The following is a 25,591-nucleotide window of genomic DNA, read 5'->3' on the forward strand; positions in this document are numbered from 1 at the left end:
TTAAGGGAATCAAATAGCAGCAAACAACCGCTACGACCTAGGCTGAACACAAGAACCGTCAAGGGAATGACCCCCAATGCCGAACATGTCCCCCGAAAAAGGCGCTGTGAACCTATTGCTGAACTGCGCCCACGCAGCAGAGGGAGACAAGTTGCTGATCGCCTATGAGCCCGCGGAATACGGCTATTTCGATGCCGATGCCGTTGGCGTCGTGGCCCGAGCGGCTGAACAGTTGGGGTTGGTGGTCGATGCGGTCGATGTGGGTTTCAACCCGGGCAACCCGCATCTCGCGCCGGAGCTTTTGTCCCGGTTTGAAGCCGCCGATATCATCCTTTTCCTCGCCCGGCTCGGCGATCAGCTGCGCTTTTCCGAGATGCCACAGGGCAAGAAGATCATCGTCAGTTTTGCATTGTCGCGGGAACTCTTTGGATCGGGCTTTGCCAATGGCCACCACGCGGCGTTCCTGGAACTTAAGGCCGCCGTTAACACCGCGCTGGACAGGGCCGAGCAGGTTCGTATCACGTGCCCTCTTGGCACCGAGATCACCGGGCGGCCCGAGATGAACCTGACGGCAAGCGGCGACACCACCGTACTGCGCTTTCCCATGTCCGTTTTCACCCCTGTGCCCGCGCACAGCTTTTCTGGTCGCGCCGCAATGACCTTCCTCACCGGCACCGGCTCGAAATATTACGACGACTACACGCCCGAATTCACCGCTCCTGTTATTGCGCTGATGGAAAACGGACGCCTGACCGGGTTCGAGGGGGCACCGCAGGATGTCGCCCGCGCCGAGGCCCAATATGACCGGGTGGCGGGGATGTTTGGCATTGACCGCAACTTCGTCCATTCCTGGCACGCAGGCATTCACCCCGGCTGTGGCTACCCTTGGGACATGCGCAAGAACTATGAACGGTGGGGCGGGGCGGCTTTCGGCAATCCACGAATTCTGCATTTCCACACCTGCGGCACCTATGCGCCGGGTGAGATCAGCTGGAACATCTTTGACCCCACGATCGAGCTGGATGGCGTGGCGCTGTGGGAAGAGGGCACGTTCCGGGCCGAGCGGCTGCCCGGCGGATCGGAAATTTTCGCCCGTTATCCTTGCGTGGCGACCTTGTTTGACAGACCCAACCGCGACATCGGCTTGCGGGCAGTTGGATGAAGGGCTTGATCTTACCGTCAGGCGCTCCATAATCGTTTGTTAATGGGGCCGGTGTGAGACGACCCCATGGTGCGGAGCACTCCCGTCTCCGGCGCCGGACATGACCGAGATGGCGCCCGCAAAGGCCCCCGGCACCGGCAGAACTCATGGACATCCAACAATGACTCAAGGCATTGTCACGCCCCTTACTCAGGCGCTTGCAGAGGGCAAGCTGACCCGAGAGGAACTCAAATCCTTCATGCAACGATCCGACGGCCCGGCGTTCCGTCGTCTGGCCCTGTGGGTGCTGGTTCTGGCGGGCACCACCACGCTTATCGCGCTGGCTTTGGACAGCTGGCTGATCTGGCCGGCCATGTTCCTTCAAGGCATCGTGCTGGTGCATCATTTTTCGCTGCAACATGAATGCGTGCACTACACCGTGTTCCGCACCCGCAAGCTGAATGACATCGTCGGCCAGATCTGCGGGCTGATCATCCTCTTGCCGCATCGGTTCTTCCGGTACGAGCATTGCGACCATCACACCTATACGCAGCTGACCGGGCAAGACCCCGAACAGATCCCGATGCCCAAGACCTACGGGGAATATTTTTGGTATCTCTCGGCCATACCCTACTGGCGCGCCAAGTTTACCGAGGTTGCACGCCATGCCATGGGGCGGCTTTCGGACGTCGAAAAGCGGTTCATCCCGAAAGAGGAACATGCCTCGGTCTACTGGGACGCGCGGATGATGCTGGGGGTGTATGCGGTGATTTTCGCTGGTATGGCGATCACTGGCTGGTGGGGCCTGATCTGGTATTGGATCATCCCGCTATTCCTTGGCGAACCCGTCATGCGGTTCATCCGAATGACCGAGCATGTGGGCCGCCCCACCGTGGCGCAAATGAGCGACAATACCCGCACCAACCTGGTCTCTGCCCCGTGGCGCTTTTTGTGCTGGAACATGAACTATCACGCTGAACATCACTATGTGGCCTCTGTGCCCTATCACGCTTTGCCTCGCCTGCACGAAAAGCTTCGTGATCATATCCATGTGGAACCGCGCGGCTATGTGGGCGCACATCTGGATATCCTGCGCCAGATCCGAAAGGCCCGGGGATGAGCGGTAAGGACTGGCGTGACGTGATCGCGGTGGACAGGCTGGAGAAGGCTTGGGTCACAAGGGTCGAGGTCGGGCGACGGACGATCGCCATCTATGACACGCCAAGTGGGGTCTATGCCTCGCTTGCGCTGTGCAACCATGGCGGGGCGGATCTGTGCGACGGCTATTTCGACGGGCACGTCATCGAATGCCCGCTGCATCAGGGCGCCTTCGATGTGCGCGACGGGCGGCCCGTTGCGGCCCCCGCTACACGACCGATGCGGGTGCTGGAGGCACGGGTGCAGGATGGTATGGTGCAGGTCAGGATATGACCCGGTTCAGGTAATCCGTCACCATCGGCCCAAAGCTCTGTTCAACAGCCAGGTCGAACCCGCCCTCGCAACGGGTGACAAGCGCCTTAAGACCGAACGCCTCCGTGAAACTTACGGCATCGGGGCCAAAGCGGCTTTCGTGCAGGTCCATCGGGCAGGCCACGGCCATCACGTCGACAACCTGCGGCCCGGTAATGCGGAAAAAGGCAAGCGTATCTGAAATCCTGACCACAGAGATTTCTGGAGGGGCCTCGCCTGGGAGAAGCGCGGTTTCCAGCGCTTCCTCCGTCGTCAAATCCGCGCGCAAAATCCAGTGGTCGGGGCCGATGAACAAAAGCTCGGCATCCCTGGAGTCGGTTTTTGAATTGGGCCGGTCCGGGAAAGCCGGCAGTGTTTCACCAGCCCAATCCAGCAAGGCCTGACGCGGACCTTTTAGGTCAAACAGCGCCTGTGTTTCCAGCCGGGTGAAGGTCACGTCATAGGGCATCGCTCAGGACCTCAGCTTTTCGCCATTTGGGTCGTAGTGACAGGGCGCTGTCACCCGCACCGGGATCACATCACCGCCCTTCAGCCGAACATGGGCCGTTTCCCCATGCCGGGAATGGCCGTTTTCGAGCAACGCCAGCCCCACCCATCTTTCATGAACCACGCTCCAGACGCAGGCGGTGACAAAACCTTCGGTTTTCTCCTTCCGTCCGCCGGGGGTCAGCGGAGCACCCTCGGGGATCTGGCGGTCGGGTTCCGGGATCACGCCAACCAGCTCCCGCCGCACGCCGCTGCCCTGGCGGCGGATCTGCACCGCGCGTTTGCCAAGGAAGTCGGGTTTCTTCTTCGACATGGCCCACCCCATACCAAGGTCGTAGGCATCAACTGTCCCGTCCACCTCGTGCCCAAGCGAGAGAAAGCCCTTCTCTACACGCAGCACGTGGCTGCCTTCTGACCCCACGGGCAGGATGCCAAAGGGCTGCCCGGCCTCCAGCACCTTGGCCCACAACACCCGCATATGGCGGGGCGCGACGTTGACCTCGTAGGAAAGCTCGCCTGTGAAGCTGACCCGCACCACGCGCGCAGGCAGCCCCGCCACCGTACAGTCGCGGAAACTCATGAAGGGGAACGCATCAGGCGACAGGTCGGTATCGGTGCCAAGTGCTGCCATCACCTCGCGCGCCTTGGAGCCGCAAATCGTGGCGTTGTTCCATTGACTGGTTACATTGGTGATGAACACGTTCCAATCGGGGAAGCGGGTTTGCAACATCTCTTCCATATGGCCATGGATCGCGTCGGCGTGGCCGGTGGAGGTGGAAACGATCCAGCGATGCTCATCCAGCCGCAGGCACACGCCGTCATCCATGATCAGCCCATCATCGGTCAGCATCAGGCCATATCGGCACTGCCCAGGTTTTAGCGAGGAGATGATGTTGCTGTAGAGATAGTCGAGGAAGCGCCCTACGTCGCGGCCCTTCAGTTCAAAGGTGCCAAGGGGAGAACTGTCATAAACGCCAACCCCGAAGCGCACCGCGCGGCATTCGCGATTGGTGGCCTCTTGCAGGCCCTCACCATCACGCGGGAAATAGCCCGGCCTCCGCCAGCGCGCGCCGGATTCGTACATGAAGGCACCCTGGGCGAGGTTCCATTCGGTGATTGGGGTGTGCCTGTAAGGCAGAGCGACCGACTCCTCACGCAGGCCCCCGATGGCCCCGAAGGACACCGGCGTATAGGGCGCGCGGAACGTCGTGGTGCCGATCTGATCCATGCCGGTGCCCTGCGCCAGCGCAACGGTGCCTATGATGTTGATATTACCCGTCTTGCCCTGATCGATCCCCATGCCACCAGTGGTGTAGCGTTTGACGTGTTCGACGTTGGAATACCCTTCCCGCAGTGCAAGGTGGACGTCATCGACGGTGACGTCGTTCTGCAAATCGAGGAACGCCTTTCCCTTAGCGGTTTCCAACCGCCACAAGGGCTCGACCAAATAGGGCGGTTCGAACGCATCCGGGATTGCAGCTGATTCAGCACCGGTTAGGCGGGCTGCGGTTTCCGCCCCTGATCTGAGCGCATCTTGCAATGTCCACGCCCCGTTTGCCGAGCCCGCCGCGCTGATCGCCTGCGCGGGTGCATCGGGCAGGAATGTCGCGAACCCGTCATCATAGCGCAGCATGCTGCGAGACTGGGACCACAAATGCACCGTCGGGTTCCAGCCGCCTGACACCGCCAACAGATCGCAAGACAGTATCCGCGCCGCGCCGCCCGACTTGGCCGCGACGGCCACGCCGCGAACCTGCCGACCGCCTTGCGCTTCGGTCACCACTTTACCCGCAAAGATCTCGATGCCTGGCACCAGAACGCGGGCGTCCTCTGGCACGTGGTCCCGGCTATCGACAATCGCGACCAGCCTTACACCTGCCGCCACCAGATCGGCGGCGACCGAATAGGCAGAGTTGTTGTTGGTGAAGATGACCACCCGATTGCCGGGGACCACGCCATAGCGGTTCACATAGGTCTGCACGGCAGAGGCCAGCATCACACCGGGCCGATCATTATTGCCAAAAACCAAGCCCCGTTCGATGGCCCCCGTCGCGGTCACCACATGACCCGCGCGCACCCGCCAGCTGCGTTCCAGAAGGCTCGGATTGCTTGGGGCGCGTTCCGTGACCATCAGATAGTTGTGCTCGCGATAGCCCCAGACCGTCGCGTTTTGCAGATGCGTGACATTGGGCAACACGGCCAGTTCCGCGACCACGCCCGCCACCCAATCCAACGCGGATGAACCGTCGATGGTCAGGTCGCGGGACAGCAGCGCGCCCCCCGCCTCGCTCCCCTCATCTACGATCATCACTCGCAGTCCCGCGCGCGCAGCGGTCAGCGCGGCCATCAGGCCAGCAGGCCCCGCGCCAACAATCAACACATCGCAATGGCCAAATCGGGTTTCAAAATGGCCCTTCCCGGGCGGTTCCGACGGCGCAGCAGCCAGGCCCGCAGCCTTGCGAATGGTCGGCTCGTACAGGTGCCAGTTCGGCCATTTGAACGTCTTGTAATAGAACCCCGCCGGGATGAACCGGGCAGCGAGCTGATTGACGGCGCCGATATCAAACCCCGGCGACGGCCAGCAATTGACGGACTTGGCCACCAGCCCCTCGGACAACGGCACAGTCGTTGCGGGGCGGTTGCCCGATGCGTCCTCGCCCATCAGTTCGACCAGCGTCGAGGGTTCCTCCACCCCCGCCCCGACAATCCCGCGCGGACGGTGATATTTGAAACTGCGCGCCGTCAGCCGCACGCCATTGGCCAGCAGGGCCGAGGCCAGCGTATCACCCTGAAACCCCTGATAGACCTTGCCGTTGAAGGTGAAATTCAGCGGGTGTGAGCGATCAATCCGCCCGCCCTTGTTCAGCCGGTTAGCCTGCATCACCCGGGCCCTCCACGATCTCATGCGTGCGCGTGTCGCGCCAGATCGTCAGCCAGGTGCCGCAGCCGCGCGCGTGCAACCATTGTTCCTCTACAGGGCCGAGCGGGTTAGGCACCTGGGTCAGCCACGCGGTCCATTCTTTATCACTGACCGCCAACGGATCAGGGCGCGGGGGCTTCACCGGCCCGCCAAAAGTAAACTCGCTTTCATTGCGCGGCCCGCAGAATGGGCAAGGGATCTGCATCATGGTTCGCCTCTACCTCGCCGTCGTGGTGCCGGTTTCCATCACGTAGTCGAGATGGCGGAAGCGGCTGATCCCGAAGGGCTCCATCAGCGGGTGGGGCCGCCCGGTCGCCACCAGATGCGCCAGCGTCAACCCGCCCGCAGGGATCGCCTTGTAACCGCCCCACCACCCGGCCGTGACGAACAGCCCCGGCACATCAGTCTCATCCTGAATGGGCGAGGCATCGTGGGCGATGTCCAGGTGCCCACCCCATTGGCGCATCAGCTTGAGCCTCTTGAAGGACGGGAACAGCGACAGCATCGCCGATACCGTATCTTCAAACACGGTCTGCTTGATATCGCGGCGAAAGCTCTGGCCCAGATCCGGCGCGCCACCGATCACCAGTTCCCCTTTGTCGGATTGGCTAAGGTAGAAGCCCGCGTCGGGGCAATTGACGATTACGTCGATCAGGGGTTTCACCGGTTCCGACACGAAGGCTGTCAGGTTCATTGTGCGCAGGGGCAGTTTCAGCCCCACGGTTTCCGTCAGCGTCGTGGTGTGGCCGGAAACGGCCACGGCCACCTTGGGCGCGCGGATCACGCCGCGAGGGGTTTGCACCCCCTCGATCTGCCCGTCCGCCCCGCGCAACAGTTGTGTCACTGGCGTTTTCTGGTGGATCTCGCCGCCCATGGAATCGATAGCGCGGGCATATCCCCAGGCCACGGCATCATGGCGGTTCACGGCGGCATCCGTGTGGACATAGCCACCCACAACGGGAAGGCGGGCATCGGGGCCGCCCCCGGTCAGCGCGGGGATGCGGCGGCGCACTTCAGCCTCGGATATCTGCTCATAGGTCGAGCCGTAGATGTCCATGATATGCTGACGCCGCCTGCGGTCGCGCATCATCGGATAGTTCTGGATCACGTCGATCATGCTGCGCTTGGAATGCATCATGTTGAAGTTCAGCTCGCGCGTCATCGCCTCGTAAAGCGCCACCGACTTCACGTAGAAGGGGATCGACGCGTCGCGCATGTAGTTCGACCGGATCGTAATCGTATTGCGCGCGATATTCCCGCCGCCAAGCCAGCCGCTTTCCAGCACCGCAACATCTGTCAGCCCGTGTTCCTTCGCCAGGTAATAGGCCGTCGCCAACCCGTGCCCGCCCGCCCCGATGACGATTACGTCGTAGCGGTCCTTCAGGGGCGGGCTGCGCCACGCGGGGGCCCAGGTGGTGTGCCGGTTGATCCCGTGGCGCAATAGAGAGAGGGCGGAATATCGTTGCTTCATGGGAATATGTTTTACTATAGGTAAAAAATCGTCAAGTGATTCCAAAGGCTGACAACCATGACTGACAAGCCGGCAATCGACGTAGCAGTTGGCCATGCATTGAACCGTCTTCGGCAGGAACGGGGGCTGACCGTTACGGCCCTGGCGGCCGAGGCCGGGGTGTCACCAGCGATGGTCAGCCGGATCGAAAATGCGCAGGTGTCGCCCTCGCTTGCTACGCTATCGGCGCTTGCGGGGGCTTTGTCTGTTCCGGTCATGGCGTTGCTGGCACAGCATGATCAGGTGTCCGATGTGCACCATGTGACAGCAGGCCAGGGGTTGCCTTCGCGCCGGGTGACGCCCGATCACAGCCATGAATACCTGTTGCTGGGAAAACATGGCGGACCGGGCGGGCGTTTCGAGGCGGCCCGCATCAGGATAGAAGCCGCTGACGCCGGAACCCTGCCCGCCTATCAGCACGAAGGCTATGCGTTCATCCACGTGGTTTCGGGTGCCGCCACCTATCGCTGCGGCGGGCAAACCTTTCCGCTTGGGCCGGGGGATTCACTTAGCTTCGACGCCAAGCTGCCCCATGGCTTTGCCGAGATCACCGGCGATCATATCGAGTTTCTGACGGTGTCATCGCGTCCGGCATAAGCCTAGCGTTCGTCACGTGTACTTCGTCGTTCCAGTCGGCCGAAAAGGCGCGAGAGCGTAAAGCAGACGACGAAGTAGAAACCAGCAGTGGTAATCCAGGCTTCGAAGATCATCCGTGACGAGGCGACAAGTTCAACGGTCTTGTAGGTCAGTTCCTGAACAGAAATCAGCGAGATGATAGAGCTGTCCTTGATCAGCGTGATGAACTGGTTCGCCAAAGGCGGCACAACCTTTTTCAGCGCCTGCGGCAGCACGATATAGCGCATCTCCTGCCAGCGGCTCATACCGATGGACCGTGCGGCCTCTCGCTGGCCCTTGGGAACCGATTGAATACCGGCACGAACGATCTCGCCTACGAAGGCGCTTTCGAACAGGGCCAGAACGATGACGCCGGAAATGAGCGACGGGAACCGTCGCATCTCGCCGAAGAAGAACTCCCACACGCCATTGTTTTCCTGCCGCGCAATACCGCGCGCCCACCTTTCGAGGTTCAGGAAATCAATCAGCTGCTGACTGAGGAAGAAAAAGAAAATGAAGACGACCACGACGGGCGGGATGTTGCGCAGGAATTCCAGATAGGTGCGCGCCAACATCCGGACGGTCAGGTTCGACGAACAGCGCGCAATGCCCAGGATTGTGCCCAGGATCAGCGCCAGGATCGACGCGTAGATGGAAATACGGATCGTGGCGGCCAGACCCTGCAAAAGGATATTTGCAAAGTATTCTTCACGGCCCGTGTGCCAGCCAACGATATAGTTGGGGATCAGGTGCCAACGCCACGCATAGTTCAGCGTGCCTTCGATGGTGAACCAGATATATCCGAAGAACGCCATCAGGACAGCCAGGATCACCCAGTCGGGCCATCTGAATTTTTGAAAGAACCGGATCACAGGCACAGGCTTCCTGAAAAGAAGGGAGAGGGCGGCGGCACCGCCCCCTCGGATTGGATGTTACTGAGCGACCTGGTCGGCCCAGTCTTCGGTGGCGAACCAGTAGTCATGACGCTCTTCCAGCCAGCCGGAGCGCCACTGCTGCGCGATCCAGTTGTTGAAGTAGTTCAGAGCGTCCGGGTCACCACGGCGGACAGCAAAGCCTTCACCGCGCGGATCGAACAGAGAGTCGAACGGCACATACAGGATGTCGGGGTGACGCCCCGCTTCACGGTTCGGGCTCGGCTGCGAGGCCATGGTGGCGTGCGCGTTGCCATTCAGAACCTCTTGTGCCGCTGCGCCGTCCTCATCAAACAACAGCAGCTGCGCCTCGGGGAACTGGTCAGCGATGACCACGGCGGGGGTGGCACCGCGACGCGCAGTGAAGATCACGTCGGGAGAGTTCAGATCCTCCATCGACATACCCGCCGTCATCTCGCGGTTGGCGAGGATCGCCAGGCCCGAATAGGCATAGGGGTTGGTGAAGTTCACCGTCAGGTTCCGCTGTGCGGTGATCGACATGCCCGAGATGATCACGTCGAAATTGCCCGCCAGCAGCGCCGGAATGATGCCGTCCCACGCGGTCGGCACAAACTCCACCTCGACGCCCATGTCTTCGGCCAGCTGGCGACCCACATCGAGCTCGAACCCGATCAAGTCGCCGTTCACATCACGCATCGACCACGGCACGAAGAGCGACAGGCCGATGCGGATCACGCCTTCTTCCTGGATCTGGGTGATCACGCTTTCCGAGGTCAGCGCCTGAGATGCGCTTTGCGCCGCTGCGGGCAGGGCAACGCCCGCCGCCATAGCCGCACCAAGGGCGGCCCCGAACATCCTACGAGTAAAAGTCATTTCTAGTCTCCTTGTTGGATCTGAAAGCCTCGTTGTTCTTGTTATTGGTGTGTGGCTTTTTCCCATGGGGCAAAGCCACACACGATTTCAGGGTTACTCCGGCACCTGGTCGGCCCAGTCTTCGGACGCGAACCAGTAGTCATGACGTTCTTCCAGCCAGCCAGAGCGCCACTGCTGTGCAATCCAGTTATTGAAGAAGTTCAGGGCGTCAGGATCACCCCGCCGGAGCGCAAATCCCGCACCACGCGGCGAGAACAGCATATCAAACGGCACCGACAGCACGTCGGGATGGCGGTTGACCTCGCGGTTAGGTTGCGGTTGCTGGGCCATGGTGGCGTGGGCAGTTCCGTTCAGAACCTCCTGCACGGCGGCGCTGTCCTCATCGAACAGCAACAGCTGTGCTTGCGGGAAGGTATCCGAGATCACGGTGGCGGGCACCGCCCCCCGACGCGCCGCAAAGACAATGTCGGGCGAATTGTAGTCTTCCAGCGACATACCTTCTGTCATCGCGGTATTGGCCAGAAGCGCAATCCCGGCATAGGAGTATGGGTCGCTGAAGTTGATGGTGAGATTGCGCTGCGGGGTGATCGACATGCCCGAGATGATCACATCAAAGTTGCCCGCCAGCAGAGACGGGATGATCCCATCCCAAGCGGTTGGCACAAACTCCACCTCGACGCCCATATCCTCGGCCAACTGGCGGCCGACGTCGAGCTCATACCCGATGAGATCACCGTTCAGGTCGCGCATGGACCACGGCACGAACAGGGACAGGCCGATGCGGATCACCCCTTCTTCTTGGATCGTGGTGATCACGCTGTCAGAGGTCAGCGCCTGCGACGCGCTTTGCGCCACTGCGGGCAACGCAACGCCCGCTGCCATGGCCGCGCCAACGGCGGCCCCGAACAATCTGCGCGTTATGGTCATTTAGATGTCTCCTTGCTTATAGCTTGGGATCGGTATGCCGTTTCATGAACCTATTGATCGACTGCGTATTTACGCTCCAGATACGATACACCCACAGACAGGATCAGCGTGACCACCATGTAGACGATGGCCACCGTGAACCAGATTTCGAAACTCATGAACGTGTCAGAGATGATGTTGCGCCCGATCGTGGTCAGTTCGGCCACGGCGATGACGCTGACGATGGCCGAGCTCTTGATCAGATGAACCGCCTCGCCGGTCATCGGCGGCAGCATGAAGCGCACCGACTGTGGCAGGATGATATAGCGATAGGTCTGGGCGGTGCTCATCCCGATGGATTTCGCGGCCTCCCACTGGCCTTTTGGCACGGCATTTATGCCAGCCCGAAAGATCTCGGAGATCAGGGCGGAATGAAAAACTGCCAATGTCAGGATCGACGCCCAATAGCGGTCGAAGCCGAAGATCGGGCCAAGCACGTAGTAGAAAAGATAAAGCAGCACCAAAAGCGGGATGTTGCGAATAAGTTCCAGGAAGCCGATAGAAACCGCGGTTCCCATCACCAGCCCCGAAAGGCGCAAAAGCGCCACCAGAAGACCAAGAGCAACGGCAAGCGCAAAGGCGGTGGCGGACAGCTGGATCGTGGCGAACAGCCCGTGAAAGATCTCTCCCAACTGGAACCCGTCATCGGTAAAACTGTAAAGATACTGCGGAACCCGATGCCACTGCCAGTTGTAGCCCATGTTCTGCGCACCGGCGAAGGATCCGTAGATTATCAGCGCCATAACCGCCGCATAAATCGCGACCGAAACGGCAGTGGACCCCAGAAACCGCTGAAAGGCCGGGCGCTGCGGCAGCGGCTGGCCTTTAAGGCCCGCAAGGTCCGGGGTCGACATTCCTAGTGCTCCAGAATCTGGTCAAGGAACAGGCGGCACCGTTCGCTGGAAGGGTTGGTGAAGAACTGATTGGGGGGTGACACTTCGACGATTTCGCCTGCTTCCATGAAGACCATCGTATCGGCCACTTTCCGGGCAAAGCCCATCTCATGCGTCACGACGACCATGGTCATGCCGGAATTGGCCAGTTCTACCATCACATCAAGAACCTCGTTGATCATTTCGGGATCGAGAGCCGATGTGGGTTCGTCAAACAGCATGATCCGCGTTTCCATGCACAGTGATCGGGCAATCGCCACGCGCTGTTGCTGGCCACCGGAAAGTTGTGCGGGGTATTTGTCGGCCTGTTCGGGGATATGCACCCGGTCGAGATATTTGCGCGCCGTGTCCTCGGCCTGTTTTTGGCTTTGCCTGCGCACTTTCATCGGGCCAATCATGAGGTTTTCCAAAACCGTCAGGTGCGGAAACAGGTTGAATTGCTGGAAAACCATGCCGACCTCTTGCCGCAGGCCGCGCATTTCCTTGGAGTTCTCGTGAACCTCCACTCCGTCAATCACCAACTTGCCGGAGTTGTGCCATTCCAGCCCGTTGAAGCAGCGGATCAGCGTCGACTTCCCGGACCCCGACGGACCACAGATCACCATTTTCTCGCCCTGGTGGACGGTCAGGTTGATGTCCTTGAGCGCATGGAAATCGCCGTAAAATTTGTCGAGATTCGCAACCTCGATGATGGGGTCCGCGCTAGAAGTCATGGCAATCGGCCCCTCTGAATACGGGGATCAAAGGGCATGACGTCCTTTGGCTCGGTCGATCCCGATCCTGTGCAGTCCCCCGCATGAGCAATATCCCGGCCCCTGATTTTGTTGCGCGTCGTTGAATTAGGTTGCGCGACACGCAATAACTCGTCAATAAAAAATGTAGCACAAATGTGGATTGAGACCACAGCGCATAGTTTTTGAGCACACAGACGTGAAGGAGAGACCATGTCCGCCTGGATCAGAATGCTTTCCGATGACGAGGCCGATGAGCCGCTGAAAGCAGCCCTCGACTTTGCCCGCACTCCGCATGGGACGGTAGACAACGTGATGCGCGTGCATTCGCTTCGCCCCAGCACGATGAATGGCCATGTGGTGCTCTACCGCGCCTGTCTGCATGACGACTCCAATACCGTCGCCATGTGGTTTCAGGAGGTCATCAGCTCTTACGTCTCAACCCTGAACGACTGTCCTTATTCCTACGCCAATCACTGGTCGAACGCGCGCCACCTGATCGGGGATGATCCACGCGCCGACGCGGTGGAAGCCGCGCTTCAGGCACACCGACCGGAAGACGCCTTTGACGGGGCAGAACTGGCCGCCCTGCACTATGCCGCCAAGCTAACCCTGCATCCCGGCAAGATCGTAAAGGCGGATGTGGACGGGCTGCGCGCGGCGGGCTGGGATGACGGGGAGATTCTGGAGATCAACCAGATTGTCGGATATTTCAATTATGCCAACAGGTTGCTTAACGGCCTCGGGGTAACGACCGAGGGTGATGTCGTGGGCTACTACAAGAAGGACTAGGAAACCCGATATGAAAGCGGACCCGCCAGGCAAACTGATCGACAGGGCTATTGGCGCCTCGCTCATAGAGCTGCGCCGCCAGCGGGGCCATTCCGCGCGGTCGCTGGCCGATCTGTCAGGGGTTTCCGCAGCGATGATCAGCCGGATCGAAAACGGGCTGGTGTCTCCGTCTATCGGCACTCTCGCCGCTCTGGCCGAAGCGCTGGAGGTTCCGATTGTCTCGCTGTTTCGCGAAACCCAGACCGATCACACCGATTTCACGCTGGTGCGCTGTGGCGAGGGCCTGAAATCCACCCGCATCACCGACGATCATCAGCACGAATATGTCAATCTCGCAATCCATGCGCGCAAGGATCTGCGCTTTCAAGCCAGGCGGGTGACGCTGCTGCGAGAGGGTGGCCCACCCCCCACCTATGTCGGCCACGGTGTCGTATTTGTTCAGGTCATCGACGGCGAAGCAGTTTACCGCTACGGGCAGCAATGCCTGACCCTGCGTGCAGGTGACTCGATCAGCGTGGACGCCGAGCTCAACCACGGCTTCGTGGAGGTTCTGACACCCGAATTCACCTTCCTGACCGTACAAGCCGAAAGACCGTGAGGCCCTGACATGGCACGCCCCATCGACCACGACCTGACCGAAGGGGCCATCGCAGGTCACTTTCGGACACTCGCCATTCCCGGCGCTTTGGGGATGCTGTTCAACACGCTCTACAACATCGTCGACATGTATTTCGCGGGGCTTCTGGGAACCAGCGCGCAGGCGGGTATCGCGCTTGGGTTTCAGGCGTTCTACATCGCCATGTCGGTTGGTGTGGGGCTTGGGGCCGCCATGGGGGCACTGGTCGGCAACGCGCTTGGGGCGCGCGACCGTCGGAAGGCCCGGCGAACCATTGCACAAGGCATCGTCTATGGGCTGACCGCTGCCTGCCTGCTTGGGGTCGCTGGCCTGTGGTACGGGCCACTGGTCATTCGGCTGGTGTCCGAGGCCGGGGCCTATCAGGACGCGGGCATACGTTATTTCCTGGTCCTCTCACTCGCTCTGCCCGGCTTCCTCATCGCCTTTGGCTGCAATGGTATGCTGCAGGCCCATGGCGATGGCCGCTCCATGCAACGGGCGCTTATGGTGGCGTTTTTCGCAAATATCGGGCTCAATCCGCTCTGCATCTACGGCATTCCAGGTCTATGGGGTGGCATGGGGTTCGACGGGTTGGCTGCCTCCACTGTGATCAGCCAGACCGGTGTGATGCTCTATATGCTGAGGCAGGTCTTCCGCCTGCGCACCATGGCCCGGCTGAGGGCACGCAACTTCCGCCCGCGCGCAGAGAAGTTCTGCGAAATCTCGCTCCAGACCCTACCCACAGCGATGTCCATGCTGGTGATGTTCCTGTCGGGTTTCGTCGTGCAATATGCGCTGAAGGGCTTTGGCGAACATGCGGTGGCGGGCTTCGGATTGGGCATCCGGTTGGAGCAAATTCTCCTGCTGCCGGTCTTGGGCGTCACCGGAGCACTGCTGCCCATAGCGTCACAAAATTTCGGCGCGGGCGACTACGGCAGGGTGCGAGAGGCGCTGCGATTTTGCTGGAAGGTGGGCTTCGTCATGACCGCAACGGCCGCGCCAATCCTTTGGATCTTCGGCAGTACCATCCTGTCGGTCTTCACAGATGACCCCGAGGTTATCCGGGTTGGCACGATCTACCTGCGCATCGACGGGGTGATCTTGCCCGTCTACATGATGCTCTTTTCCATCAACGGGCTGCTACAGGCGTTGAAGCGCCCCATGTCGACAGTCTGGATCAGCCTCTACCGCCAAGGCTTTGGCATTGCGTTTTTCATCTGGCTGTTCGTCGGTATCTGGGGCTTTGACGAACACGGCGTCTGGTTCGGCGTCGCCTGCGCGGTCATTTCGGGCCTGGGCCTGTCCCTGCTGATTGCCTCGCACGTAGCCAAACAGGAAATGGGCGGCCTATGGCGGGGGCCGACTGGACCGGAGGAACGGCAAGAGATGCGAACGGAACAGGTGTGAACCTGGCGATCCCGGGAGGACTCGAACCCCCAACATCCTGATTAGAAGTCAGGTGCTCTATCCAGTTGAGCTACGGGACCGTGGCTCTGTGATAACGATTTGGAAAACGGTTCGCAAGCTGCTGAGGTTTTCCTAACCGTCTGTATTTCCGTCTTCTTCTGGCCCCAGACCCTCAGCTCAAACGTCAGGCGCTCTGTTCAGCTCAGCGAAGGGGCCGTGCCACCCTAATTGCGCGACCGGACACCGGAAGGCAAGGGCCAAGGGCATCAGATTTTGCTGGTCATGAAGACCGAGAGCGGATCGTCCACATAACCCGCATAGGGGCCGCATTGCACGAACCCTGCGCTGGCATAAAGCGCCCGTGCGGCAGCGTGGTCGTCGCCTGACCCGGTTTCCAGGCTGATCCGCGTAACGCCACGTTCGCAGGCATCAACCAGCATACCCGCCAGCAAGGCGCGCCCGGCGCCGCGGCCTCTGGCGATGTCTCGCACATGCATTGACTTCAGTTCTTCATGACCCGGAGTGATCGGCGCTAGCGCCCCGATGGCCAGAAGCCGCTCATCTTCCCGCAGGGAAAACATGCGTGCGCCAGAGCTGGAAAGGTCATCGGCAGATTTCACATGACAGCTGGCATGTGGAGTCTGTGACCGCATCAGCGCCTCATGGGTGTTCAGCAGGTCCGCAACATCCGGGCGCGTGATGCTGTCCAGCGTCACGTTCAGATGGCTTTCGCCCATCATCTGGTCAGTGGGTCCAGACCTGGCGGCGATTGGTGGCGAAGTTTTCGCCGTATCCGCCCTTGCGGATATTAGCCTTGCGCTTCTGCGGTTGCAGGACCACGGCTTCGATCCCGTGCTCCTTCGCATAGGCCTGTGCGGCTTCAAGACTGTCAAAGCGCAGTTTAACCTGGCTAGACATGTCGCCGGACCCGGTCCAGCCCATCAGTGGATCGACCTCGCGCCGTTCGGCGGGGGCGAATTCCAGAACCCAGGTCTTGGTCTTTCCAAGGCCGGATTGCATCGCGTTCCGGGCCGGCTGATAGATTCGTGCGCGCATCGGTCCACTCCTTCACAGGTCACGAGCTGTCTTATCATGAAACCCGGTGCCGGATGCAACGGTCATTGTGGTCGCGGAATCAGGAGAAAGCGGGTTGCCGGCCGGGCTCGTGGAGCGAGTGTGGGGTGGGTGGTGCGAGGCCGACCGACAACCGTTTTGCTGCTTGCCATGCGACTGTAGGGTGGGGACGCATTGGGCAGCAAGGAAATACTCCCGCAGATTTCTTACGAAATCGTTTAAAATTCAGCGTATTGACCACCTGGCGGATTTTCTTTCCCCTGCCGCACCCTGCTGACAGAATGCTGTCAGTAGCTGTCAGCTATGACACCCCCAAAGGGGACGCCCGGCGAAATTCCCGGCCGCCCCCTTGCAGGCGAACAAAAAGAGATCATTCTAAGGGGCAACCCAAGGATAAACCTATGCCCTATTCCACCACCGACCGCCGCGACATTGCCGAGGCCACCCCCGCCCGCGACAAGCTGGAGGGTGGCAGGCGTTTCGTCATGCATACCACCTTTCAACCCGCAGGCGACCAGCCCACGGCCATAGCGGAGCTTGCGCAAGGGGTGATGGATGGTGAACGTGATCAGGTGCTGCTTGGCGTCACCGGCAGCGGCAAGACCTTCACCATGGCCAAGATCATCGAGGAAACGCAGCGTCCCGCCATCATCCTCGCCCCCAACAAAACGCTCGCCGCGCAGCTATATGGCGAGTTCAAAGGTTTTTTCCCTGAAAATGCTGTCGAATATTTCGTCAGCTACTACGATTACTACCAGCCCGAGGCCTATGTGCCGCGGTCGGACACCTATATCGAGAAAGAATCCCAGATCAACGAACAGATCGACCGAATGCGCCACTCGGCCACCCGGTCTTTGCTGGAACGCGATGACGTGATCATCGTGGCGTCCGTGTCCTGCATCTATGGCATCGGATCACCAGAGACCTACACGGCGATGACGCAGGATATCGAGGTCGGGAAAGAGTACGATCAGCGCGCCGTCATGGCCGACCTCATCGCGCAGCAATACAAGCGGAACGATCAGGCGTTTCACCGGGGCACCTTCCGGGTGCGCGGCGACAGTCTGGAAATCTGGCCAAGCCACCTGGAGGATCGGGGATGGCGGCTGTCGTTCTTCGGCGAGGAACTGGAAGCGATCACCGAGTTTGACACGCTCACGGGGGCCAAGACCGACGTGCTGAAAAAGGTCCGCGTCTATGCCAACAGCCACTACGTGACGCCCACACCGACGATGAAACAGGCGATCAAGGGCATCAAGGAAGAGCTGACCCTACGGCTCAAACAGCTGGAGGATGAGGGCAAACTGCTGGAGGCGCAGCGCCTTGAACAGCGCACACGCTTTGACCTCGAAATGCTGGAGGCGACCGGGGTCTGCAACGGGATCGAGAACTATTCGCGTTACCTGACCGGCCGCGCGCCGGGCGAACCGCCCCCCACGCTCTTTGAATACATTCCCGACAACGCCATCGTCTTCGCCGATGAATCCCACGTCTCCGTGCCCCAGATCGGCGGCATGTATCGGGGCGACTACCGGCGCAAGTTCACGCTGGCCGAACACGGCTTCCGCCTGCCCTCTTGCATGGACAACCGGCCGCTCAAGTTCGAGGAATGGGACGCGATGCGGCCCCAGTCGGTTTTCGTCTCCGCCACCCCCGCCGCGTGGGAGCTGGAACAAACCGGCGGCGTCTTCACCGAACAGGTGATCCGCCCCACCGGCCTTCTGGACCCGGAGGTCGAGATCCGCCCCGTCACCACGCAAGTGGATGACGTGATGGACGAGATCCGCAAAGTAACGGCGGCAGGCTTCCGCACGCTGGTCACGACGCTGACGAAACGCATGGCCGAGGACCTAACCGAATACCTGCACGAACAGGGCATCAAGGTCCGCTACATGCATTCCGATATCGACACGATTGAGCGGATCGAGATCCTGCGCGACCTGCGTTTGGGCGCGTTCGACGTGCTGGTGGGGATCAACCTGCTGCGCGAGGGTTTGGACATTCCCGAATGCGGGCTGGTGGCCATTCTGGATGCCGACAAGGAAGGCTTCCTGCGCTCCGAAACCTCGCTGGTGCAGACCATCGGCCGCGCGGCGCGGAATGTGGAAGGCCGGGTGATCATGTATGCCGACCGGATCACCGGCAGCATGGAGCGCGCCATTGGCGAGACCAACCGCCGCCGTGAAAAGCAGATGGCCTATAATGTCGAGCATGGCATCACGCCTGAGACGGTGAAGAAGAATGTCGAGGATATTCTGGCCGGTCTCTACGAAGGCGATGTCGACATGGCCCGCGTAACAGCCAAGGTGGACAAGCCCCTGCATGGTGCCAATCTGGAGGCCCACCTTGAGGGGCTGCGAGAGCAGATGCGCAAGGCCGCCGAAAACCTCGAATTCGAAGAAGCCGCCCGGTTGCGGGATGAGGTCAAACGGCTGGAAACCGTGGATCTGGTTATCTCAGATGATCCTTTGGCCCGGCAATCGGCGGTGGACGCCGCCGTCGAGGGGGCCGCGAAGGCAAGCGGTCGGTCAACGGCAGGACGGCCGGGGCAGAGGGGTGGGAAGAGAAGGAGGGGGTAGGCTAGTTGCTGCTAGATGAAAAAGAACACTGGGCTTCTGAGATACGTAACCGCGCGGACGCAGCAAGGAAGGCGAAAGATCTTCTTGAAGCCCAAGACATTGTAAGACTTGGCGATGTTTTGTTGATTGGAGCCTTTTTTATCAAGACGAGTGCTTGAGGAAGCCGCAATTTCCAAGGAATGCGTCGAAGGTGGTGGATTCCACTTTGCAAAGGAGGCAGTCAAGAAATTGATTTTGCTGAAAGATAAGAGTGTTAACCTGAAAGACTGTTGGGTCTATGACCACAGAAGGAAAGAGCCTTCACTGCAGCTTGGAGCTAGAGAAACACTTAGTTACATGGATCTTTTTTCCCAGATTATCCATGCTGATCCTATCCAATTTTGGAAGTCTGTTGATCCTCAAAATCCTAGCCTTTGGATTGCATCAAAAGAGCATATATCTTCCCAAAAAAGACAAAGATTTTATGGTATTACCTGGGATCAGCTAGCAGATTGTTTTGATGATGTTGCCAATTCAATGACTGCCGCGCCAGGACCTACCTGAAGCAAGCATCAAATAGGCAGCGAGCAAGCCGTAGGATGGGCAGTTCTGCCCACCACACCCGCTTTCCCGTGTCATCAAAGCTGGCCAAACTGCCCACCCCACACCACCATTCCCGGCCCCCTCAATCCCTGCTGCCTTGCCCTTTATGCGCGTGCTCCTCCTCCTCGCCCTCCTCGCCTCCACGGCCCATGCCCGGCAGCCGGGGTATGAGGGGCGTATCTGTACACTGACGCATTCCGGGGACAACGCCGATATCGGCCTGACCGGCGCCGCGCCCGAGGTTCAAGCCTTTCGGGCCTGCACAACCTCACCCTCTGCCTGAGAATATTTGAACCGCTTCAAGGCCTCATGCGACCCATGGTCAGGAACCAAGGGACGCCAGCCATGCGCCGCATCGTCAGTATTATCTGCACCACCCTCAACCTGGGCCTGACCGGCCCCGCCGTCGCCCATACGGCCGGCCCGATGCTGGACGCCCCCGCGTCCCTAAGCTTCGGTGTACCCGCTACCTTCGCGCAGAACGCTCCAGCCTGTCGCAGCTCTGTCTTTTATGCCGGTCAGTATCCCGCCGATCCGCTGACCGTCGACAGCATCACCTGCCTCGATACCAGCTGCGACACCCGCGAAATCATTCTTTGCCCACTGACTGACTGAGACCCAAAATGCACGCCGAGACATTTACCACTGCCGCCCCCCTGCCCTGCTACAGCCAGATGATGCGCCGGGTGATCTATGCCCTTGCCGTCGTACAGGCCGCGCTGATGGCCGTGGCGGTGCTGGTGTCCCATCGGTTCACAACCCTTGTGGCTGGACAGGGATTGTCGCTGTGGATGGTGCTCGCCGCCGGGCTGACACTTGCCGCGCTGCTGGTTCCGGCGCTTATGCTCGCCCATTCCAGAACCCGTCAGCACCTGGGGATGGCGATGGCTCTGATCCCGTTGCTCGGACTGGCCGCAGCATCGGTTTATCTGAATTGATGGTCACAATAACGAGGAGTTTACGTTAGTATCCCGGCAACGACTCGCGTTTATGTGGGTTGAAGCTTTTTGCTCCGGTCCGATGGCCGGACACAGATCTCAATCTCAAGACGAGGTATTCATGCGTATCAGACTTGCCGCCTTTGCCCTGCTTCTCACAGCACCAGCCGCCTTTGCCGATCAGTTCATCGCCACGTTTTCCAACCCGAGCCACCCTCGGAACCTGAATATCTCGATAACACAGCTCAATTCCGCGGGCGGCACGATCAGCACCGACAATCGCCGGATTGCACGGGTCTCTTCGGACCGGTCGACTTGGGCGGTGATCCTTGACAACAGCACTGCCCGCGTCTGCGTCACCCTGCGCGGCAATGAAACTGCGACCGACGCCACGGCAATGCTGTCGGGCGGCCGGACTGAAACCGTCGCGATCACCAATAACGGCCGCCAGATGTGCCCAAGTGCCGACCCGGGTGATATCGAAATCCTGCTGGTGAGTTTCCAGTAACTTTGCATCGGGGCGCGCCCTTCTGCGCCCCGTTTCTCAGATGAAAGGGCCCTGATATGCGCTGGCTCCTGTTCATCCTGCTTGTGTTGCCAGCTTCGGCCCTGGCCCAATCCTTCACCCTGTCGGAGGAGGATCCGCCAGCCGCCTGCCCACAAGGCAGAGCCGTGGCGAGCTTTCAGTGTTCGGGCGATTTTTGCGACTCCATCACCATCACCTGCCGTCCCATTGAAGGCCGCGCCGGGGCCAGCAGCTGGACCGATTGGGTCGAGGCGGACGGGCAAGACACCGCGTGGTGCAGCGATCCTGCGTTCGGCATCACCTCGGGCGATGGCCCGATCGGTGATTTCGTGATGACCGGCATCGCCTGCCGGGGCGGCAATTGCGACGACATCTCGTTGCAATGTACCCGCTATCCCGTGCAGATCGACCGCGCCAACTGCATCACCACGCGTCACAGCGAAGAAAACCGGGGCGTGGGCCTGCCACCGGGTTATGTCATCGCGGGCATCCGATGTTCGGGGCGGCATTGCGATGACAAGGATATCACCTACTGCGGGACCAACCCGCTTTAGGTCACTGCGCGAGGCCCAATGCCTCCAGATGGGCGACGCTTTCCTGGACCCGGTCGAAATCGTTTATCTCGACGATCAGATGCGGGGCTGATTTGATGTTGCCTAACGCCTGAAACACCGCCTCCCACACTATATTTCCGCGACCGAGCGGCCAGTGACGGTCTGCATAACCATCGGTATCCTGCAAATGCACATGCCCGAGGCTCTCGCCCGCTGCCGAAATGTAGCGATCTGCCGGGGGGGCGCCGCAGACCCAATGCGCCCAATGGGCGTGGCCTGTATCGACCGACAGGCGCAGGGCGGGCGTGTCCGCCGCCGCGATCACCGCAGCCCGGTCGCGCGGGTCGATGTCCTTGATATTCTCCATCACCATTTCCACGCCCAGATCTTCGGCCCGCGCAATGGCTGGTTTCAGCGTATCCAGAACAGCGGACACCTGGCGTTCCCGACCTTTGGGGCCGTTATCGAGATTGCTGGCATCCCACCCGTCATAGGGCGAATGAATGACCATCTGCCGTGCCTCAAGCGCCGCGCAGACATCCAGCGCCTGATCCAGCCGCTTCTGCACCACTGCGCGGATATCCTTATCCTTCACGTCCAGCTCAAACCCGCCAAACGGCCCATGAATGCCAAGCCGCCCGGTCCAGCCATCCAGCTTGGCCTTGGCCATGTCGATAAAGGGCCGCGCATTGGCCAGAATATCGGCCAGGCAGAATTCCGGCAGTTCCAGATCGCGGTTTTTCTCAAACAGCCAGTCACGGTGCTTGTCGAGGTCCAGCACGCTTAGTTGCGCGCCGACGATAGGCAGATCGGTCATGTCACCTCCCATTCGGTTTTGATGAGAGTGTGGCAAAGAAAAGGGCGGCTGTCTGCCGCCCGTTTCATCAGAAATCGAAGATATCGCCTAGGAACGACCCGATGCCATCTTTCTTCTTGCGCCGGTCGCCGCTTTCGCTGCGGCTGCCCTTCGCCGGGGCTTCACGCCAGTGGCCTTCGCGGTTGTCTACCAAGGCGCTGCGCTCGATGATCTTGTCCAACTCACCTCGGTCCAGCCAGACACCTCGGCAGGTGGGGCAATAGTCGATCTCGACCCCGCTGCGCTCAGTGATCACAAGTTGGGTTCCGTCAATCGGGCATTGCATGGGCGCGGGTCTCCTGTGCGGGTTGATGTCCCTCTCAGATAGGGACAAACCCGCCCCAGACAATGCGCTACCCGACGATTTTCGTCAGGATCCGCCCCCTGTGACCGTCAGTCCCAGCATCCGCCAGCCCTGCATACCAGGGCGGTAATAGTGGATGCGATCTGCCGGGTAGCCTGCCTCGATCATACGGCGAATGGCGGTAGGAGATTGCCCGCACCATGGACCATTGCAGAAAAGGGCGACATCGCGTGCGGCCGTGCAATCCCAGCCATCGAAGTCGATCTCACACCCCAGTTCGCCCATCCTGTCCGTCATCTCCGTGTAGGGCATGTTGACCGCGCCGGGGATTGTACCGGCGTAAAACCAGTCGGGCGTGCGGCTGTCGACAACCGTGATCTCAGGGGATTGGAGCGCGGCCAACAGCTCCAGCTCGCCAATCGGGGTAACGCCGGGGGCCGGGATCATCGGCTGGATACAGAAATTCGGGCAGGGCCGAGAGGTACGGCCCCAGTCGTCCTCAATCACATGGTCATTGTCCTGAATGCGGGCGATCTCTTGTGGGCCAGAGGCGGTTTCGACCGTCACTGACATTACATCTGGCGTGATCCCCACGGCATCCTGCGCCAGTGCGGGTACGGTCAGGGACATTCCAATCAACAGAGCAGAAAGCAACCTACGGCGCATGAGTCATCTCCAATTCAAATTCAGTTATTTGAATGTGAAGCTAGAGGCACGCCTCTGGCAGCGCAACAGAAAACGCCGCGCCACGGGTCACTCGAAAATTGCCGGGACAGGATTGACTGGCCTTGTCTATAATTCCGCAATGCAAGTTCGTACCCTCCCCCTTACCGCAACGCTCGGCCTCTCACTGGCGCTGTCGGTCTCGGCAGAGGAAACCTGTCGCGCCTATCCTTTCGACGATGCCCCGCCAGAGATGCGGCTGATTCTGAATGCCGCCGCCCCGGCCTTGGATCGCTTTCCGTATTATCGCGCTTCGCTGGCGACTGAGCGCCCCACGATGTGCCTGGAGGACGGCCCACTTGGCGCGCGCGGGTTTCTTGATGTCGATGGCAATCGCATCGTCATCAGCACCCGCCTGGCGCTGGATGAACAGGTGGTGATTTTCCTGCATGAGCTGAGGCATCTTCAGCAGATCGGCGAAGGGTTTTGCCCCGCCTCGACACTGTCCATGGCCGAAAATGCCAGGGCAGTTTTTGCGTTAGAGGCCGATGCCATGGCGGTCACGACATTGGTCGCATGGACATTGGCCGAAGCCGGGCTTTCCGGTGCATGGCAGGCGCTGACGGGCTGGCCGCTTTATGGTGACATTCCCGTCGCCTTCCAACAGGCCATTGACCGAGGCGCAGATGAAACCGGGGCCAGCGCCGCCGCGTTCTATCAGTGGTATGGGTCCGATTGGCGCCGCGAAAGCTATTACATCGCAGCGTGCAGCGATTATCTGGATCGTCAGGATGAGGCCAACGCTCTACCGCAATACCAACTCTTGCCGCCGGAGTTCCTGTCAAACCTGTGCCGATTGCCCGACGGCACGGCCTATCCTTGCGCGGAACCCGAAGACCTTGGCCGTCGCTGACCGCGCCTTATTGCTGGCCACCCTGAATCTCTTGCGCAATACGCAACGCCCATTCCCCGATCACCGGGATAAAGTCGATCTGGCTTAGCGAATAGACCACCGCCGACACCAGAAACGATGCGCCGATGACCGACCCCAGCCCAAAAGCCAGCCCGCGACCAAAGCTCAGCGCCAGCATCCGACCGACCGTGCTTTGCGACGTGAACAGCCGATGGCGATTGATCACCGCCACCTCTTCACGCAGCTGGCGCAGTTCGACACTCAACGCTTCTTCACTATCGCTCAATTGAAGCTCTCCGCCACGTCGTACATTACCGGCTCAAAGCTCTTGCACAGATCATTGATGGCACGGTTCCGCTTGCGCATCTCGTCACTACGCAGCATCGCCTGAAAATCCTCACGTCGGGTCCATTGCGAATAGTTGGCGACGCGGGTCTGGGCGTCATTCACATGCAACCCCGCCGCGATAAACCCCGGCTGGAGCGAGATAAACTCCGAATAGGCCGACGTCAGCGCATCCAGCAAATCCTGACTGGTGCCCGGTGTGGTCTCGAAGGTGGTGATGACGGTCTGTAGGGCAGCGCCCTTGGTGATGGTCGGCATGAGATGTCCTCCTGATCAGGTCAGCCTAACAAGCGCGCCTTTCTCCGCCTAGGCCTTGATCGGGGTCAAAAACCCCCACCCCACCATGAAAATGGGGCCGCATCTGTCGACACGGCCCCGGGGCAGAGCTACCCCCCAGGGTAGATAAGACCTGTCTAGCCACAGGATTGGGCGCGGTCATGAAAGAATCGCGCTGTTTTCAAGGCGACCCCGTTTCAGCTGTCAGCCGGACACGGATCTCAGCCGCGGTTGCATTGCCTTCAGGCAACGGCAGGCCGCGGCGGGTCATCTCCGCTTCGATCACCGACAGAATATCGGCACCGACCCGAGCATTCACATCACCAACCGCCACTTCATATTGCGCAGCATAATCGGCTTGCAGCACCGCATCATCCTGCGCCGCGTAATGCGCGGCCTGGTCCCGGCGCCATTCGTCGTCATGATATGGGTACAATGGCGAAGGCACGGCGTCGCCCGGTGCCGATCGCTCGATCACGTCTTGCGGTGCGGGGGGGTGTCTCTCCAAGTCGGAGGTAAAGAAAACCGAGGCAATTGCCAGCCCGAGCCCAAAGACCCCAACCGCCAGAATCACCCAGTCAAAGGTCGCTGCCCCGCTTTCGCACGCAGCGAACCTGTCGGAACGCTTCAAAACCATTTACTCATACCCATTCTAGGTCACTACCCGC

At 60.3% G+C, this 25,591-nt stretch carries 32 protein-coding genes and 1 tRNA gene; 15 read left to right on the plus strand and 18 right to left on the minus strand.

The annotated features are described in order from the left end of the window. Positions 1–85: 85 nt before the first annotated feature. From ACROHD_RS00800 to ACROHD_RS00810, 3 genes are all read left to right on the plus strand, one after another. Positions 86–1,162 carry a hypothetical protein gene (locus ACROHD_RS00800; protein ID WP_432675363.1) on the plus strand — a complete coding sequence of 359 codons (1,077 nt, stop codon included), beginning with the start codon at positions 86–88 and terminating at the stop codon, positions 1,160–1,162. Positions 1,163–1,322: 160 nt separating this feature from the next. Next, complete coding sequence (locus ACROHD_RS00805) at positions 1,323–2,261, plus strand: fatty acid desaturase family protein (protein WP_432675364.1); 939 nt, start codon at positions 1,323–1,325, stop codon at positions 2,259–2,261. After that, entirely contained in the window at positions 2,258–2,572 is a 315-nt protein-coding gene (locus ACROHD_RS00810) for a non-heme iron oxygenase ferredoxin subunit (RefSeq protein WP_432675365.1), read from the plus strand. The genes ACROHD_RS00805 and ACROHD_RS00810 overlap by 4 nt, the downstream gene beginning before the upstream one ends. Here ACROHD_RS00810 and ACROHD_RS00815 read toward each other — a convergent pair. The 4 genes from ACROHD_RS00815 to ACROHD_RS00830 are packed head-to-tail and all read right to left on the minus strand — an operon-like array spanning position 2,562 to position 7,488. Beyond that, positions 2,562–3,059 (minus strand): sarcosine oxidase subunit gamma, encoded by a 498-nt coding sequence (locus ACROHD_RS00815; protein ID WP_432675366.1) that lies wholly within the window; start codon positions 3,057–3,059, stop codon positions 2,562–2,564. The two genes, ACROHD_RS00810 and ACROHD_RS00815, sit on opposite strands and share 11 nt — an antisense overlap. 3 nt (positions 3,060–3,062) lie before the next feature. Continuing rightward, positions 3,063–5,978 (minus strand): sarcosine oxidase subunit alpha family protein, encoded by a 2,916-nt coding sequence (locus tag ACROHD_RS00820; protein ID WP_432675505.1) that lies wholly within the window; start codon positions 5,976–5,978, stop codon positions 3,063–3,065. Continuing rightward, positions 5,968–6,225: a sarcosine oxidase subunit delta gene (locus tag ACROHD_RS00825; RefSeq protein WP_432675367.1), complete on the minus strand. Its 258-nt coding sequence runs from the start codon at positions 6,223–6,225 to the stop codon at positions 5,968–5,970. Before ACROHD_RS00825 ends, ACROHD_RS00820 begins: the two co-directional genes overlap by 11 nt. Before the next feature lie 9 nt (positions 6,226–6,234). Then, positions 6,235–7,488, minus strand: coding sequence for an FAD-dependent oxidoreductase (locus ACROHD_RS00830; protein WP_432675368.1), 1,254 nt, complete (start codon positions 7,486–7,488; stop codon positions 6,235–6,237). Positions 7,489–7,545: 57 nt separating this feature from the next. Here ACROHD_RS00830 and ACROHD_RS00835 point away from each other — a divergent pair, with 57 nt between their 5' ends. After that, the gene (locus tag ACROHD_RS00835; RefSeq protein ID WP_432675369.1) at positions 7,546–8,124 is read left to right on the plus strand and encodes a helix-turn-helix domain-containing protein; all 579 of its coding nucleotides are present in this window, start codon (positions 7,546–7,548) and stop codon (positions 8,122–8,124) included. A 2-nt stretch (positions 8,125–8,126) separates the two neighbouring features. Here the strand turns inward: ACROHD_RS00835 and ACROHD_RS00840 are convergent, their stop codons facing one another. From ACROHD_RS00840 to ACROHD_RS00860, 5 genes are all read right to left on the minus strand, one after another. Beyond that, positions 8,127–8,975 (minus strand): amino acid ABC transporter permease, encoded by an 849-nt coding sequence (locus ACROHD_RS00840; protein ID WP_432675370.1) that lies wholly within the window; start codon positions 8,973–8,975, stop codon positions 8,127–8,129. 99 nt (positions 8,976–9,074) lie between these two features. After that, positions 9,075–9,908 (minus strand): transporter substrate-binding domain-containing protein, encoded by an 834-nt coding sequence (locus ACROHD_RS00845; protein WP_432675371.1) that lies wholly within the window; start codon positions 9,906–9,908, stop codon positions 9,075–9,077. A gap of 93 nt (positions 9,909–10,001) precedes the next feature. Next, on the minus strand, positions 10,002–10,835 hold the full coding sequence (locus ACROHD_RS00850) for a transporter substrate-binding domain-containing protein (RefSeq protein ID WP_432675372.1): 834 nt from the start codon (positions 10,833–10,835) through the stop codon (positions 10,002–10,004). A gap of 50 nt (positions 10,836–10,885) precedes the next feature. Further along, positions 10,886–11,728, minus strand: coding sequence for an amino acid ABC transporter permease (locus ACROHD_RS00855; protein ID WP_432675373.1), 843 nt, complete (start codon positions 11,726–11,728; stop codon positions 10,886–10,888). 2 nt (positions 11,729–11,730) lie between these two features. Further along, positions 11,731–12,480: an amino acid ABC transporter ATP-binding protein gene (locus ACROHD_RS00860; RefSeq protein WP_432675374.1), complete on the minus strand. Its 750-nt coding sequence runs from the start codon at positions 12,478–12,480 to the stop codon at positions 11,731–11,733. A gap of 231 nt (positions 12,481–12,711) precedes the next feature. Between ACROHD_RS00860 and ACROHD_RS00865 the strand changes: the two genes are divergently transcribed. From ACROHD_RS00865 to ACROHD_RS00875, 3 genes are read left to right on the plus strand one after another with little or no spacing between them, the layout of a single operon-like run. Beyond that, positions 12,712–13,290, plus strand: coding sequence for a peroxidase-related enzyme (locus ACROHD_RS00865; protein ID WP_432675375.1), 579 nt, complete (start codon positions 12,712–12,714; stop codon positions 13,288–13,290). Between the two features lie 10 nt (positions 13,291–13,300). Next, positions 13,301–13,888, plus strand: coding sequence for a helix-turn-helix domain-containing protein (locus ACROHD_RS00870; protein ID WP_432675376.1), 588 nt, complete (start codon positions 13,301–13,303; stop codon positions 13,886–13,888). Positions 13,889–13,897: 9 nt separating this feature from the next. Further along, positions 13,898–15,313, plus strand: a complete 1,416-nt coding sequence (locus ACROHD_RS00875; protein ID WP_432675377.1) for an MATE family efflux transporter — start codon at positions 13,898–13,900, stop codon at positions 15,311–15,313. Between the two features lie 3 nt (positions 15,314–15,316). Here ACROHD_RS00875 and ACROHD_RS00880 read toward each other — a convergent pair. The 3 genes from ACROHD_RS00880 to ACROHD_RS00890 all read right to left on the minus strand — a co-directional run bounded on the left by ACROHD_RS00880 (position 15,317) and on the right by ACROHD_RS00890 (position 16,369). Beyond that, positions 15,317–15,393, minus strand: a tRNA-Arg gene (locus ACROHD_RS00880). Between the two features lie 186 nt (positions 15,394–15,579). Beyond that, on the minus strand, positions 15,580–16,050 hold the full coding sequence (locus tag ACROHD_RS00885; RefSeq protein ID WP_432675378.1) for a GNAT family N-acetyltransferase: 471 nt from the start codon (positions 16,048–16,050) through the stop codon (positions 15,580–15,582). Between the two features lie 7 nt (positions 16,051–16,057). Beyond that, a complete protein-coding gene (locus ACROHD_RS00890; RefSeq protein WP_432675379.1) occupies positions 16,058–16,369 on the minus strand; it encodes an ETC complex I subunit in 312 nt (103 codons plus the stop codon). A 419-nt stretch (positions 16,370–16,788) separates the two neighbouring features. Here ACROHD_RS00890 and uvrB point away from each other — a divergent pair, with 419 nt between their 5' ends. From uvrB to ACROHD_RS00925, 7 genes are all read left to right on the plus strand, one after another. After that, entirely contained in the window at positions 16,789–18,966 is a 2,178-nt protein-coding gene (gene uvrB, locus ACROHD_RS00895; protein ID WP_432675380.1) for an excinuclease ABC subunit UvrB, read from the plus strand. Between the two features lie 150 nt (positions 18,967–19,116). Then, on the plus strand, positions 19,117–19,509 hold the full coding sequence (locus tag ACROHD_RS00900; RefSeq protein ID WP_432675381.1) for a hypothetical protein: 393 nt from the start codon (positions 19,117–19,119) through the stop codon (positions 19,507–19,509). 145 nt (positions 19,510–19,654) lie between these two features. After that, the gene (locus ACROHD_RS00905) at positions 19,655–19,831 is read left to right on the plus strand and encodes a hypothetical protein (protein ID WP_432675382.1); all 177 of its coding nucleotides are present in this window, start codon (positions 19,655–19,657) and stop codon (positions 19,829–19,831) included. Positions 19,832–19,866: 35 nt separating this feature from the next. Beyond that, on the plus strand, positions 19,867–20,163 hold the full coding sequence (locus ACROHD_RS00910) for a hypothetical protein (RefSeq protein ID WP_432675383.1): 297 nt from the start codon (positions 19,867–19,869) through the stop codon (positions 20,161–20,163). An 8-nt stretch (positions 20,164–20,171) separates the two neighbouring features. After that, positions 20,172–20,486: a hypothetical protein gene (locus ACROHD_RS00915; RefSeq protein ID WP_432675384.1), complete on the plus strand. Its 315-nt coding sequence runs from the start codon at positions 20,172–20,174 to the stop codon at positions 20,484–20,486. 121 nt (positions 20,487–20,607) lie between these two features. Further along, positions 20,608–20,994, plus strand: a complete 387-nt coding sequence (locus ACROHD_RS00920) for a hypothetical protein (protein WP_432675385.1) — start codon at positions 20,608–20,610, stop codon at positions 20,992–20,994. A gap of 56 nt (positions 20,995–21,050) precedes the next feature. Further along, entirely contained in the window at positions 21,051–21,566 is a 516-nt protein-coding gene (locus ACROHD_RS00925) for a hypothetical protein (RefSeq protein ID WP_432675386.1), read from the plus strand. Position 21,567: 1 nt separating this feature from the next. On the opposite strand, the gene ACROHD_RS00930 is transcribed toward ACROHD_RS00925, so the two are convergent. From ACROHD_RS00930 to ACROHD_RS00940, 3 genes are all read right to left on the minus strand, one after another. After that, positions 21,568–22,383, minus strand: a complete 816-nt coding sequence (locus ACROHD_RS00930) for a sugar phosphate isomerase/epimerase family protein (RefSeq protein ID WP_432675387.1) — start codon at positions 22,381–22,383, stop codon at positions 21,568–21,570. 67 nt (positions 22,384–22,450) lie between these two features. After that, the gene (locus ACROHD_RS00935) at positions 22,451–22,708 is read right to left on the minus strand and encodes a TFIIB-type zinc ribbon-containing protein (protein WP_432675388.1); all 258 of its coding nucleotides are present in this window, start codon (positions 22,706–22,708) and stop codon (positions 22,451–22,453) included. Between the two features lie 84 nt (positions 22,709–22,792). Continuing rightward, positions 22,793–23,356, minus strand: a complete 564-nt coding sequence (locus ACROHD_RS00940) for a rhodanese-like domain-containing protein (RefSeq protein ID WP_432675389.1) — start codon at positions 23,354–23,356, stop codon at positions 22,793–22,795. Positions 23,357–23,531: 175 nt separating this feature from the next. Here ACROHD_RS00940 and ACROHD_RS00945 point away from each other — a divergent pair, with 175 nt between their 5' ends. Beyond that, positions 23,532–24,302 carry a DUF6782 family putative metallopeptidase gene (locus tag ACROHD_RS00945; protein WP_432675390.1) on the plus strand — a complete coding sequence of 257 codons (771 nt, stop codon included), beginning with the start codon at positions 23,532–23,534 and terminating at the stop codon, positions 24,300–24,302. 7 nt (positions 24,303–24,309) lie between these two features. Here ACROHD_RS00945 and ACROHD_RS00950 read toward each other — a convergent pair whose 3' ends face one another. From ACROHD_RS00950 to ACROHD_RS00960, 3 genes are all read right to left on the minus strand, one after another. After that, positions 24,310–24,588 carry a DUF5665 domain-containing protein gene (locus ACROHD_RS00950; protein WP_432675391.1) on the minus strand — a complete coding sequence of 93 codons (279 nt, stop codon included), beginning with the start codon at positions 24,586–24,588 and terminating at the stop codon, positions 24,310–24,312. Next, complete coding sequence (locus ACROHD_RS00955; protein WP_432675392.1) at positions 24,585–24,905, minus strand: antibiotic biosynthesis monooxygenase family protein; 321 nt, start codon at positions 24,903–24,905, stop codon at positions 24,585–24,587. The genes ACROHD_RS00950 and ACROHD_RS00955 overlap by 4 nt, the downstream gene beginning before the upstream one ends. Before the next feature lie 199 nt (positions 24,906–25,104). Continuing rightward, on the minus strand, positions 25,105–25,560 hold the full coding sequence (locus ACROHD_RS00960) for a hypothetical protein (protein WP_432675393.1): 456 nt from the start codon (positions 25,558–25,560) through the stop codon (positions 25,105–25,107). Positions 25,561–25,591: the final 31 nt, after the last annotated feature.

The sequence above is a fragment of the Nioella aestuarii genome (assembly GCF_050896395.1).
In the GTDB taxonomy this organism is placed as follows: Bacteria; Pseudomonadota; Alphaproteobacteria; order Rhodobacterales; family Rhodobacteraceae; genus Nioella; species Nioella aestuarii.